This window comes from Vibrio splendidus (genome assembly GCF_003345295.1).
GTDB lineage: Bacteria > Pseudomonadota > Gammaproteobacteria > Enterobacterales > Vibrionaceae > Vibrio > Vibrio splendidus_K.
Window position 1 is genome coordinate 1,111,907 of record NZ_CP031056.1, and the last position, 13,407, is coordinate 1,125,313.

Here is a 13,407-nt window from a genome sequence, read left to right on the forward strand (position 1 = left end):
ATAGAGTTGGTGGTAACTTTTAGCCGGCAAGTGTTAACTGACATGTTATTAGGCACAAAGGTGTCAGTGATGATCATTACTGACTGTGATCTCGCGAATCGAAGTGGTACTGCCATTTAACTAAGTACGAGCTCTAACTGTCATTCAGGTGATACCGAGATTGTTAATTTTGAGGATATGCACTACGTTACTTTTCATGATTCGGAGAAAAGTGATGGATACTCGTATATTCATAGTGCCTAATTTATCACTCGTCATAAGAGTATTTTAATGCTTCTTTGAATGTCGTTTTGGTGTTGTCTAACCATTCATAACGGCGGCGGTACATAGAACGTTTAGAGCGAGACATACCTTCGATGTCGCGGCGTGGTGCATCAACGCTAAGCGAATAGAAGTTACGGTCGTATTCGGTGCCGCCCAGTTCAATCCATAATGCGTCGTAGTCAGTCTTAATTCGCCCATTTTTATAGCGTTTAGCCGCAAAAGTGTGAGACTGTGTCTTCACCGCAAGAATGGTCTCTATATCCCAGATCTGTGCAAGGATACTCAGTAGACTTACCATTAGACTTTTTGGACGTTGGCCATAAAGTTTACGAGTCAGATTTTTTATCTTCTCGTTGCTGGTCTCGTTACTGCGTGGACCTTGCAACCCGCCAATCTTAATGCAACGGATCCCATTTTCATTCCCGAGAATAAAGGAGATTGTGTAGAAGTTACCGTCCTCTTGGCTATGCAGTACTAAGCTCATATCGCCTTCTTTTTGATAGCGCTCTTCATATACCAATTTCACAGTGTATAAGATCTCATTAATCTCAAAGGTCATAAGAGTAAGCCCTATGGAATCTGTATAGATCTGTTTCATTAATGTTGGTGATATCAGTTTTGATGCTGTTTTGTAATGCTCAATAACAAGCTCTGAGCGATCGATAGCCGGGTTGTTTTTGATGATGTACGGGCGAAAAGGTTTTTCCAAAAAGCGATGCGAGCGTGTACACAGTATCTCTAACATAGACTCTTCAATGTTATTAGCCAAGTAGTTGAATGCCTTTCTGTAGAATAACGCTCGCGCAATAAACTTGATACGGTAAATCCAGATCGGGTGAAAGTTCTCTGCAAACTGCTCCGAGTAAATAGTCTTGCTTTGATGAACGATGGATTTGTTCATGGTCATTTGATGATCAGTCATTAGCCAGTGCTTCTTTTGAAATGAATGACGCAATTTAACGTGATTTAATGTAATTTGACGTAATTTAATGTAACCCAACTTTATACAAAGTTAAGAAGGGCTGCCCAAAAAATACAACGATTGAACAAAAGCTCGAGAATGGACGTATTAGATGTCTTCAAAAAGAGAGAAAAGCAAGCTTAAGTAAGGCTTGCTCATTGTTCGACATTTTTCGCCAATGTGTGTATCAGAGGCTAAAGTGTGAAAAACTCGTCAAGTTGAGCTTGCTCCTGGGAAAGGAATGTTCTGAAAGCTTCGTGCCCGATCTACCTCCGGTATCTTGTGCGGAGTTTCTAAGGGAAGAGGTACTTTGAATCATATCTCTGTTTGATTAGTAAACACGTGTATGTGAATCAAAGAGTCCAACGCTGATCAGTGAACTGCGCTTGTTCAATGCTTGATAGGGTATTCAAGCCATCGCGTGAAGTAACGGTGTCATTGAGCTGAAATTTACCGCCCCCAAGATTGTGGATTTGGTATTCACTTTTAGGACCATGTACTACAACCGTATTAACACCTAAATTTCCGGTTACCTTATTATCATATCCATTGATCTCAATATTTGCGTTATTCTTGCCCGATAGCGTGAGTTTCGTCAGATATTGAGAGTGATGAGTGTAGGGCGTTGCTGGGTCATATTGCATTTTAAAAGTGCCGGTGAATGTATCTGCAATGTATGCGTCGTAAGCCAGTGTTGGAGAGAAAATCTGTTCCGTAATATATTGCGCGTTAGGATCTCTTGTAGAGAAGTCGTCGCGAGTTTTAACTTTGTATAACCCCCACATACCTTCGCCACTATACGCCCCCCAAAGCCCGTAATAGCTATCAATGACGGCTGCAAAGTATTCTTGGTCAACACTGACTTCTTCTTGCCACTCTTCCAAAGTGTCAACTGGAGGTGTATAGGCATTATGTAAAGCCTGAGTCTGTATTGTATTTAGCTCTTTTTGAAATAAAGGTAATGCCGATTTGCCACTTTGAGGGGAGTTAAGAACACCAATACCATAGTCATGGACTAGGTGGAGAATTTCCTCGTAAGACGCATCGCGATGCTCTTCATAATCCTGTCGAACATACCATTCTCCGCCTTCTACTTGAATTTCCTCTTCGAACAAGGGTTGGCCATCCAAATCGTCGTTATATTGGGGCTCATCGTGATAATTCATCAGTTTCAATATTGCGCCATTGTTCGCCATAGCATTTGCAATATCGCGTTTTGAGTCAGCGCTCCCGTATTTAGTGCCATCAACGGGGGTTAGATAGTGGTTGAGAATATTGACTGATTTGACTATTTGATAATCGCTCAGGCGATCCATAATTAGAATATGGATAGATTTGCCATTGGGGGCATTGACCGCGACATGTCGGTTATAACCTGCTTTGGAATACGCAGAGAACTGAGAAGGGACTGCTTCTATTGTGATCCCGTGAACAACGGATGGTTTGACATTTTCTTGGCTTGCCACAGGCTTGCTTTGGCTTGAACTATTACAACCGACAAGAAGAACATTGGCAGCGAATGCAGTTAAAGATAACACTTTCATGGGACACATCTTATGATTTTGAACGTAGTGCCAATATACCGAGATGTCGCGTGATATTGGGTGATTACAGTTGCTGTAATACATATCCATACAATGTCTTACAAAGCCCGTGATCCTAACCGTTCTATCATTTTAAGTTGTTAGCGGCCGCGAGTAGTGTCGAGGTATGGATGAGTAAAATGGCGAAGGTAATAGTTTCGTCTGTCATAGACACGTTATGCGTAATAGTAGAGGAGATGGTATTTGCTTTGTCACCATTAATTGATCATATGACTCTTCACAATTACTCATACTTCTTCATGAAGTAAGAGGTTTGGCAATTTGTAGAGTAGAAAATGGAACAGTAAATGAAAATGATTGTCATTTACTTACGTTGTTGCTAACCTATTATGAAACTTTACAACACTCTTTCTAGTGCGCCAAAGTGTATATAAAATCCCGCTAAACCCTATCAAAACCAAGGTTATTCGTTTGCTTAGCTCGATAAACAAGCAGATCTACCTCTTTTGTCCTACCCCTTTCGGGTAGTTCGTTTTCGTAATTGATTTACATCATATTTTCATTTTCTTTCATAATTCATTATTCGTGTAGTTAAGAAATATATAACCTTCAGGAATTCTTATGAGCAAGATGAAGCTAGTCGTAATCGGTAACGGGATGGTCGGTCATCGCTATATCGAAGATTTAGTCGAGAAGACAGATGTTGCGAACATGGACATTACGGTGTTCTGTGAAGAACCACGTGTTGCGTATGACCGTGTGCACCTTTCTTCTTACTTTTCACACCACACTGCAGACGAACTTTCTTTAGTTAAAGAGGGCTTCTACGAGAAAAACGGCATAAACATGCTGATCGGTGAACGTGCAATCAACGTTAACCGTGAGAAAAAAACGGTTTACTCAAGCACTGGCCGTGAAATCCAATACGACAAACTTGTTCTTGCTACTGGTTCTTTCCCTTTCGTTCCGCCAATTAAAGGCAACGAAGGTAAAGACTGTTTTGTTTACCGCACAATCGAAGATCTAAAAGCTATTGAAGCAACCGCTAAGAATTCTAAGTCTGGTGTTGTTGTTGGTGGCGGTTTACTAGGTCTTGAAGCGGCTGGTGCACTAAAAGCACTTGGCGTGACAACACACGTTGTTGAGTTTGCTCCTAAGCTAATGGCTGAGCAACTTGACCTAGCGGGTGGTAACCAACTTCGTCAAAAAATCGAACGTATGGGCGTAAACGTACATACAAGCAAGAACACGCTTGAGATTGCTCCTGAAGGCACTGAAGCTCGTAACGTGATGCGTTTTGCAGACGGAACAGAGCTCGAAACAGATTTCATCGTATTCTCTGCTGGTATTCGTCCACAAGACAAACTTGCTCGTCAAATGGGCTTGGGTATCGCACCTCGTGGCGGTATCGAGATTAATGATTACTGTCAAACGACGGATAAAGACATCTATGCGATTGGTGAGTGTGCGTCTTGGAACCAAACGTTCTACGGCCTTGTTGCTCCGGGTTACAAAATGGCGACCGTTGCTGTTGACCACGTTGTTGGTAACGAAAGCACATTTGAAGGTGCTGACATGTCTGCGAAGCTTAAGCTTCTGGGCGTGAAAGTAGGTTCAATCGGTGATGCAAACGGTCGTACTCCTGGTTGTAAAAGCTACGTTTACCAAAACGAAGAGCAAGAAGTTTACAAACGCTTAATCGTTTCTGAAGACAACAAGAAACTGCTTGGCGCAGTAATGGTTGGCGATACTTCTGATTACGGTGACCTTCTTCAACTTATGTTGAACGAAATTGACCTACCAGAACATCCAGATGCATTGATTCTTCCAGCACACGCTGGCGGTGAAAAACCAACGCTTGGCGCTGACTCCTTACCGGAAACTGCAGTTATCTGTTCTTGTTTCGACGTAACCAAAGGCAAGATCGCTCAAGCTGTTGCTGAAGGTCACCACACCATTGGTGATATCAAAGCAGTGACTGGCGCAGGTACAGGTTGTGGTGGTTGTATTCCACTTGTGACTTCTGTGCTAAACGCTGAACTTGCTAAAGCGGGTGTGGAAGTGAAGAACGACGTTTGTGAGCACTTTGCTTACTCTCGCCAAGAGCTTTTCCACCTAATCCGCATCGAAGAAATCAAAACATTCGACGAGCTACTTGAGAAGTACGGTAAAGGCTACGGCTGTGAAATCTGTAAGCCTCTAGCGGGTTCTATCCTTGCTTCTTGCTGGGGTGAGCACATCCTTAAGCCTGAGCTAGTAAAACTGCACGATACCAACGACAACTTCTTAGGTAACATTCAGAAAGATGGTACTTACTCGGTTATCCCTCGCATGGCGGGTGGCGAAGTAACGCCTCAAGCTCTAAGCGTTCTTGCGGATGTTGCAGCTGAATACAACCTATATACGAAGATCACTGGTGCACAACGTATCGGTCTATTCGGTGCTCAGAAAGATGACTTACCAGCAATCTGGAAGAAGTTAATCGCAGCCGGTTACGAAACGGGTCAAGCTTACGCAAAAGCACTTCGTATGGCTAAGACATGTGTCGGTTCAACTTGGTGTCGTTACGGCGTTCAAGATTCAGTTGGCCTAGGCGTGATGATCGAGAACCGTTACAAAGGCATCCGTACTCCTCATAAGATGAAGTTCGGTGTGTCTGGCTGTACTCGTGAGTGTGCTGAAGCTCAAGGTAAAGATTTAGGTATTATCGCAACGGACGCTGGTTGGAACATGTATGTGTGTGGCAACGGTGGTATGAAGCCTCGTCACGCAGATTTATTGGCAAGCGATCTAGACCAAGAAACACTGCTGAAATACATCGATCGTTTCATGATGTTCTACATCCGTACGGCTGCGCCACTACAACGTACTTCGGTATGGATGGATAACCTAGAAGGCGGCGTTGACTACCTACGTGAAGTGATTGTAGATAATAAACTTGGCATCAACGACCAGCTCGAAGCTGACGTCGCTGGCCTAGTGGGTAACTTTGCTTGTGAGTGGACTGACACTATCAACGATGAAGCTCAACTTAAGCGCTTCTCACACTTCATCAATGCTGATGACCGTGATGAAAACGTTGTGTTTGTTAACGATGGCCGTGAACAACACCGCCCAGCAACATTTACAGAAAAACACCCAGAAGCGAAGGGCGACATCCTTCACGTTGAACTGGTTTAATTGGGAGACGACATCATGGCATTTACCAAAGTTTGTAAGATCGAAGATATTATTCCAGGTACCGGTGTTTGTGCATTGGTTGGTGGTGAGCAAGTTGCTATTTTCCGCCCAACTAAAGCTGAAGAAGTGTTCGCTATTAGTAATACTGACCCGTTTTTCCAATCAAACGTTTTATCTCGCGGTTTAACGGTTGAGCACAAAGGTGAGCTTTGGGTGGCGAGCCCACTTAAGAAACAACGCTTTAACCTAGCAACAGGTGTGTGCATGGAAGACGAGAACTTCAGCGTGAAAGCGTATAAAGCTCGAATTACCAAAGGTGCTGTTGAAATCTCAGCATAATCGAATACGTAACAAGATTTGATAGATCAAGGGTTCTAGTTATCGACATTGCCTTAGTTCGGCAACTAGAACCTTTTCCTATCCGATTTTAACTTTTAATTTTAACTTTTTAAGGACAACCTTATGTCTCCTGATTTTAAACCAGCTGAATTCGTTCAAACGATGATCGATGTGGGTGAAGCGAAAACGAAAACAAGTACTCGCGATCTTCTGATTCGAAGCACAATGGCAGGCATCATTCTTTCTCTTGCTGTTGTTGTGGCAATTACGACTATCGTGCAAACAGGCATTGGTATTGTTGGCGCTCTTGTGTTCCCAGTGGGCTTCGTTATTCTAAGTGTTATGGGCTACGACCTAGTAACGGGTGTATTTGGCCTTGCTCCTTTAGCGAAATTCGATAACCGCCCAGGTGTGACTTGGGGGCGTGTTCTACGTTGTTGGGGTATTGTTGGCCTTGGTAACCTCATCGGTTCTCTAATCGTTGCGGTACTGGTTGCTATCTCATTAACGGGTAACTTCTCTTTAGATCCAAACGCAGTAGCACAAAAGTTCATCGCGGTTTCTACAGCTCGTAGCCTAGGTTTTGAAAACATGGGTATGGACGGATGGATCACGTGTTTCGTACGCGGTATCTTCTGTAACCTAATGGTATGTCTAGGCGTGATTGGTAACATGACAGCACGTACTGTGTCTGGTCGTGTAGCAATGATGTGGTTCCCAATCTTTATCTTCTTCGCATTAGTATTCGAGCATACAGTAGTAAACATGTTCCTATTCCCACTAGGTATGATTCTAGGCGCTGATTTCGGTATCGCGACATGGTTGAACTTCAACCTTATCCCTACAATCCTTGGTAACATCGTAGGTGGCCTTTTCTTAACATGTGTTCCTTTGTTCCTAACACACGCAAGAACAGCTCCTTCTCTAGGTGCTAAGTAATTCTGAATACGGTGAAACGTAATTTAGTATGAGATTAAGAGCCCCAACAACATGTTTGGGGCTTTTTTAGTTCGAACGCCTTAAACATCATCAATGCGTTGATTGTTATTGAGTAATACCAATCACAGTAAGTAAGTGATCAGAAATAGCACAGGAAAAAGGCTTGAGAACAAGGCGGAATTTTTCGATAAGTAGTTATTCTACAATCAAAAATTCTAACGAAGTTATCGAGCGTTTTAACCAGCTAGGATGAACAGTTATTTACTACGATTGGTATCAAATACCTGCAATAGACTGTTTTGTTATAATTACTTCTATCTTCGTTAGTATTTAGACTGAATATTTAATTCAACACCTGATAGTCTAAGGGTTAAGGATTTGGATAAGTCATCATGAATACAGTGACTTATCACATAGATTAAAGCTTGAGATAGAACAAGCAAACCTTCGGAGCACAGCATGTCAGAAGTATCGTCATCGAATGTTAAAGAAGTAACCAAAGGATTGGTTTCATTAGTAGGCGCGGGCCCTGGTGACCCAGACTTACTTACCCTAAAAGCGGCACGTGTTATCCAACAGGCTGATGTGGTCGTTTATGACCGCTTAGTATCTAGAGATATCTTGGCAATGGCTAATGCCGATGCAGAAATGCTGTATGTGGGGAAAAAGCTCGACCATCACTGTGTACCACAAGATCAGATCAACCAACTGCTGGTGACTAAAGCGCAAGAAAATAAACATGTTGTTCGCCTTAAAGGCGGTGACTCGTTTATCTTTGGTCGTGGTGGTGAAGAGTGCGAAACTCTGGCTGAAAATGGTGTGAGATTTGAAGTGGTACCCGGTATCACCGCAGCTGCAGGCGCGACCGCGTATGCGGGTATTCCGCTTACACATAGAGATCACGCACAAAGCGTTCAATTCATTACTGGTCATCTAAAGAAAGATGGTGAAGATATTGATTGGCGTTCGCTTGCTCAACACAATCACACGATCGTGTTTTACATGGGTTTAAAAGAGAGCCCGAACATTCAGAAAAACTTACTAGATAACGGTATGCGAGCAGACATGCCTGTTGCGATTATTGAAAATGGTACGCGCCAAGAACAGAAAGTGTTCCGTGGTGGTTTGAGTGACTTAGCCAACCTTGCGAGTGTCGCAAAAAGCCCAGCATTGATTGTGGTAGGTAGCGTTGCTCAGCTTCATGAAAAATTGGCTTGGTTTAACAAGCAAGCTTAATTGATTAATTTACAAGTTAATGTGTTAAGCGACCGCTTAGCTGACTAAGAATCAAATACTGCAGCGGCTACTTTGTCGCTGCATTTCTTTTTGGCGCATAGGCATCTCATCAATAATGTTGGTGATAAGGTTCCAATCAGTCTTCCCATTCCATCGATGCTTTTCTTTTCCGTCTTTACCTATCAAAACAGCAGTATGCGACCCTTTCTGTATCTCATAGATGCTGGTTACTGCCTCTAGATTAAACTCTTCATCAAGCCATGTCGGTACGGTGTAGCCGCTTTCTGCTATTACCATTACGACCACATCACGTTCGTCCAATTGACAGTTATTGATCAACACTTCATTGAGAAACTCTTTGACGGCAGAGTCCTCCTTCGGTGCAAAATAGATCACACTGCGGTGCGGCAAGGCCTTGGAGTGAGAGTAGGCTGGGTAAGCGTGCAACGAGTTGACTGACAGAATCATAAACATAACCACGCTTGTTAATAGAGTTTTCAATGGTTTGGATATTGCTTTGGTTATCGCTGCGCAGCAACGTGGCAATACTGAGCCATTGGTGTTGCTGCCAACGTACGATCTGATTATTTGTCGGTACTGCATGTTCCACCTTCCTTGATAAACTCAAACAAGCTCTGAGTTAAGCTAATAACAACTACGTTAAGCATAGCCAATGAGTTCATTTTTATTAAAGAAAGCGGCTCGCATTTTAGAGTTGAATAGAATAGGGTATACGGAAAATCTAAAGGTATGAAATTATGGAAAACATAGCAATTTTGGTCGACGTTCAGAACGTTTACTACACAACGCGCGACAAATACCGTTCTAACTTCGACTATAACCAGTTTTGGTATGTTGCCACGGAAGGGCGTAACGTTGTGGCAGCTAATGCTTACGCAATCTCAAGCCAAGATCCTAAGCAGCGTCAATTTCATCATATCCTTCGTGGTGTTGGTTTTAATGTGAAGTTAAAACCCTTTATTCAGCGTCGAGATGGCAGTGCAAAAGGCGACTGGGACGTAGGTATTGCGTTAGACGCGATAGAACTCGCAGAGACGGTTGATACGATTGTTTTGGTATCAGGAGACGGTGATTTCGAGATCCTTGTAGAGCGAATCAAAGAGCGTTTTGGCAAACCTGTTGAAGTGTATGGTGTTCCGGGGTTAACTGCTCAAAATCTTATCGATTCTGCCTCAAAATTTGTACCGATTGAAAAAGATTTTCTTCTATAGAGGAAATCCTGCACTTTATAATTGAAATCAATAATAACGATAATTAGAATGCAAACTGTTCTTATTTATCGGTGTGTGCAATGTCTCGCGTTTTAGTTGTTGATGATGATATCCAGTTGTGTGAGTTACTGGGTGAAGTATTGGAAAATGAGGGGTATCACGTCGATACCGTTCATTGTGGTGAATCTGCGCTAGAGTTTATTCAATCGAACCCTGTCGATTTGGTTCTACTAGACGTAATGCTTCCAAACTTGAGCGGAATTCAAGTGGCAAGACGTATTTGTCAGCGTTTTGCTACTCCTATTCTTATGCTGACTGCACTGAACGACGATGCCTCTATGCTGGATGGCTACCAAGCTGGAGCCGACCAGTATATCGCCAAACCTTTCAATGTTCCTGAGCTCCTAACCCGAATCAAGGTGATCTTGCGCCGCGTTGGTTTTGAACGTCAAAGGCAATCTTTGGCTTCACCTAATCAAGGCTTGTGTGAACAACTTTCTCGTTTACCGTTAACGGGTACTGAGAAAGAACTGCTTGATTACTTGGTCAAAAACGACGGTATTGTTGTATCTAAATCTGACCTTCAAATCCATGTTCTAAAGAAAGAACTCTGTCCTTTCGATCGTAATTTAGATATGCATATCAGTAATATACGTCGAAAGCTCGTTCAAGCTGGCTTGTCTAAGCAACATATCAAAACCGTTCGTGGTAAAGGCTATAGCTACCTAGAGTCGGTAGGGGTATGAGTCAGAAACTGCTGCGTTGCCCTGATTTTATTGCCAAGCGTAAGGATGGCTTAACGTTCCAGTTGTTCAGTTACCTGACGGTGATTCTGGTAAGTATATTAATCCTTCAAGGCGTGGCTGAACGAGCGTTGATGAAGGCTTTGTTGAAGGTTCCAGAATCCGTCAAAGCTGAAATGTTGGATCTTGCGTATCAAGCTAATGTGCTGATCGAAGAAGGGGATATGGATGAGTTAGCTGACTGGGGCAATGCTCAAGGTTACTATCTATTTGTGATTGATGAAAATAATCGACCAATTACCCATCGACACATGCATCCGCACTTTGAATTCAAACTCAAGTACCTGCGTACCTTAGATCATCAACTTAGTGACCGTGTGAGTAAGCCGATATTCGGCCTGCCACTCGATAACGGTAAAACACTGGTTATCCAACTCCCTCACCAGTTTCACCCGGCTAAATCCTTTGCGCCATATTCTTACATGTTGAAAGCGGTAATAGCTTTGATCGTGTTGTCTCTGTTCTCAATTATCATGGCGAAAAGCCTGCAGCAGCCGCTGGATAGATTAAGAGAAGCGAGCCGAAGATTAGCGCAAGGCGACTTCACTGTCAGTGTTGTTTCTGAGTTAAATTCTACGACGCGGGAGTTCAACGAACTTGCCCATGATTTTGATCATATGACGGTTGAGATTAAGTCTTTGGCTGAAAAGCAACGCCGTTTGATTCGTGATGTGTCTCATGAACTTAGAACACCATTGGCTAGGCAAAACCTCGCATTGCACCTGTTGCGCAGCAAGGTAGATGATAAGAGTATTGGCTTGCTTGAGCGAATGGAAAGCGAAACGGAAGAGATGAACAAGCTGGTGGGTGAGATCCTTGAATTCAGTCGTCTAGAAACGTCTCGCTATGACTCCAAGTTAAGCTTGATGCATCTTGAGCATTATTGTTCGATGCTAATCGCGCAGATGCAAAATGATTTAAAACCGAATCAAACTTTGATTGGTGATTTAGAGACGCCGACATCAATGGTTAATGTTGATGAAAGGTTGCTCCTGCGAGTTATCGGTAATTTGGTCAGTAACGCGATCAAATATGCGGGTGAGAATGCTCATGTTGTCGTGACTACCTATGAACTGTTAACCGATAAACGTTACAGTGTCATATCTGTAGAAGATGACGGCCATGGCATTCCTGATAACAAGATTGCAGGGATTTTCGATCCGTTTACTCGCATAGAGTCAGCCCGTGATAAACAGTCTGGTGGTTACGGTCTTGGGCTAGCGATCGTGAAGGAAGCGATGGGAGTGATGAATGGGCATGTTACTGCTGAGAATAGAGACGGTGGGGGATTGAGAGTAAATCTAATGTTCCCAATCGCTGATTAGCTTCCTGTTATTACCTGTCGTGCTCCATCTATAACGATGACTGAAAGCGTGCTGAGAAACATTGCTTAGAAATATAACTAAGAAATATAACTAAGTAATATAGCTTAGAAACATAGCCCAATAAAAAACGCCACTGCAGATGCAGTGGCGTTTTTGTTTATACGCTTTTGATTATTAGCTAAGGCATAGCCATTAATTACGCCTCAGTTTGAAGGTAAGAGCGACAGAGAAACTAGATTATGCCTGTTGGCGTGCTAGCTTAACTTCTTCTTCTTTCTCACCAGCTGCTGGGTCATTGAAGCGAGCTTCGTCAAAAGAACCTTCAGACTTAGCCACAATGATAGTTACGGCACTATCACCTGTGATGTTTACAGCGGTACGAATCATATCAAGAAGGCGGTCAACACCCATAATAAGCGCGATACCTTCAAGCGGTAAGCCAACTTGGTTCAATACCATCGCTAGCATAACAAGACCAACACCAGGAACACCTGCAGTACCAACAGACGCCAATGTCGCTGTTAGGATAACCATCAAGTAGTCACCCATAGTAAGGTCAATGTTGTAGGCTTGTGCGATAAACGCCGTTGCAACACCCTGCATGATAGCAGTGCCGTCCATGTTCACTGTTGCACCTAGTGGTACAGTGAAAGAAGCGACTTTGTTGTCTACGCCCATGCGGTTTTTAGCCGTTTCCATAGTTACTGGAATCGTTGCGTTTGAAGATGCCGTTGAAAATGCAAACATGATGGCATCTTCCATCTTACGTAAGAACGTAATAGGGCTTAAACCTGTGAAACCTTTTAGCATCGCGCTGTAAGTAACCAAACCGTGTAGGAGTAGGGTACCTGCAAGTACTAAGAAGTATTCTGCTAGGTTCCAGATTGCGCTTAAACCAAGGCCGGAGAACAGCTTCGCCATCAAGAAGAACACACCATAAGGCGCAAGGTTCATCAGTAGCGCAACAAGCTTCATGATCACTTCGTTCAAATCAGAGAAAACCGCAGCGATACGCTCGCCAGGTTTACCCGCTGCACTGATTGCAATACCAAACAACACAGCAAATACGATAACTTGCAGCGTTTTGCCCTCAGCCATCGCCTGAATAGGATTGGTTGGGAACATGTCGATGATTACTTGGCCCAAAGAAGGGGCATCCGCTGATTTGAAAGAGCTCGCAGCAGTAAGATCCGCACCAGCTCCAGGTTGGAACAGGTTGCCGATAGTAAGTGCTAGAGTGATAGCAACGGCTGTAGTACCGATATAAAGTGCAAGCGTTTTGCCACCCATACGGCCAAGAGTTGATAAGTCTTTAAGAGAGCTTGTACCGCACACTAGTGAAACGAAGACTAGTGGCACAACAAGCATTTTTAAACTGGCGACAAAAATCTGTCCGCCTACTTCAAAGAGTCCGTTAACGATGTAGTTGTTAACAAATCCGCTGTCTGCAAAAAGGGATTGAATGGCAAATCCCGTTAATATGCCCACGACCATACCGAGGATAACTCGACCAGTTAGAGACATAGGTTTCTTGGTATTCATTTAGAACACTCCTTATTATTTATAACTTTGATACCTTTTCAA

11 protein-coding genes are annotated in these 13,407 nt (G+C 43.2%); 7 read left to right on the forward strand and 4 right to left on the reverse strand.

Annotated features, from left to right (window positions below; all coding sequences use genetic code 11):
* Positions 1-247: 247 nt before the first annotated feature.
* Both DUN60_RS20595 and DUN60_RS20600 read right to left on the reverse strand, forming a co-directional pair.
* Positions 248-1,186 carry a VirK/YbjX family protein gene (locus tag DUN60_RS20595; protein ID WP_114635291.1) on the reverse strand — a complete coding sequence of 313 codons (939 nt, stop codon included), beginning with the start codon at positions 1,184-1,186 and terminating at the stop codon, positions 248-250.
* Positions 1,187-1,578: 392 nt separating this feature from the next.
* Positions 1,579-2,769: a hypothetical protein gene (locus DUN60_RS20600; RefSeq protein WP_114635292.1), complete on the reverse strand. Its 1,191-nt coding sequence runs from the start codon at positions 2,767-2,769 to the stop codon at positions 1,579-1,581.
* 621 nt (positions 2,770-3,390) lie between these two features.
* Between DUN60_RS20600 and nirB the strand changes: the two genes are divergently transcribed.
* The 4 genes from nirB to cobA all read left to right on the forward strand — a co-directional run bounded on the left by nirB (position 3,391) and on the right by cobA (position 8,463).
* Positions 3,391-5,949 (forward strand): nitrite reductase large subunit NirB, encoded by a 2,559-nt coding sequence (gene nirB, locus DUN60_RS20605; protein ID WP_054546800.1) that lies wholly within the window; start codon positions 3,391-3,393, stop codon positions 5,947-5,949.
* A 15-nt stretch (positions 5,950-5,964) separates the two neighbouring features.
* Positions 5,965-6,288: a nitrite reductase small subunit NirD gene (gene nirD, locus DUN60_RS20610; protein ID WP_004731122.1), complete on the forward strand. Its 324-nt coding sequence runs from the start codon at positions 5,965-5,967 to the stop codon at positions 6,286-6,288.
* A 123-nt stretch (positions 6,289-6,411) separates the two neighbouring features.
* Complete coding sequence (locus DUN60_RS20615; RefSeq protein ID WP_017109568.1) at positions 6,412-7,227, forward strand: formate/nitrite transporter family protein; 816 nt, start codon at positions 6,412-6,414, stop codon at positions 7,225-7,227.
* Positions 7,228-7,686: 459 nt separating this feature from the next.
* Positions 7,687-8,463, forward strand: coding sequence for a uroporphyrinogen-III C-methyltransferase (gene cobA / locus DUN60_RS20620; RefSeq protein ID WP_114635293.1), 777 nt, complete (start codon positions 7,687-7,689; stop codon positions 8,461-8,463).
* 51 nt (positions 8,464-8,514) lie between these two features.
* Here the strand turns inward: cobA and DUN60_RS20625 are convergent, their stop codons facing one another.
* The gene (locus DUN60_RS20625) at positions 8,515-9,066 is read right to left on the reverse strand and encodes a DUF4174 domain-containing protein (RefSeq protein ID WP_114635294.1); all 552 of its coding nucleotides are present in this window, start codon (positions 9,064-9,066) and stop codon (positions 8,515-8,517) included.
* Positions 9,067-9,221: 155 nt separating this feature from the next.
* Here DUN60_RS20625 and DUN60_RS20630 point away from each other — a divergent pair, with 155 nt between their 5' ends.
* The 3 genes from DUN60_RS20630 to DUN60_RS20640 all read left to right on the forward strand — a co-directional run bounded on the left by DUN60_RS20630 (position 9,222) and on the right by DUN60_RS20640 (position 11,823).
* Entirely contained in the window at positions 9,222-9,695 is a 474-nt protein-coding gene (locus DUN60_RS20630) for a LabA-like NYN domain-containing protein (protein WP_004731130.1), read from the forward strand.
* 80 nt (positions 9,696-9,775) lie between these two features.
* On the forward strand, positions 9,776-10,441 hold the full coding sequence (locus DUN60_RS20635; protein WP_054546803.1) for a response regulator transcription factor: 666 nt from the start codon (positions 9,776-9,778) through the stop codon (positions 10,439-10,441).
* Entirely contained in the window at positions 10,438-11,823 is a 1,386-nt protein-coding gene (locus tag DUN60_RS20640) for a sensor histidine kinase (protein ID WP_054546804.1), read from the forward strand. The genes DUN60_RS20635 and DUN60_RS20640 overlap by 4 nt, the downstream gene beginning before the upstream one ends.
* A gap of 237 nt (positions 11,824-12,060) precedes the next feature.
* On the opposite strand, the gene DUN60_RS20645 is transcribed toward DUN60_RS20640, so the two are convergent.
* Positions 12,061-13,365 (reverse strand): dicarboxylate/amino acid:cation symporter, encoded by a 1,305-nt coding sequence (locus DUN60_RS20645; protein ID WP_012600580.1) that lies wholly within the window; start codon positions 13,363-13,365, stop codon positions 12,061-12,063.
* Positions 13,366-13,407: the final 42 nt, after the last annotated feature.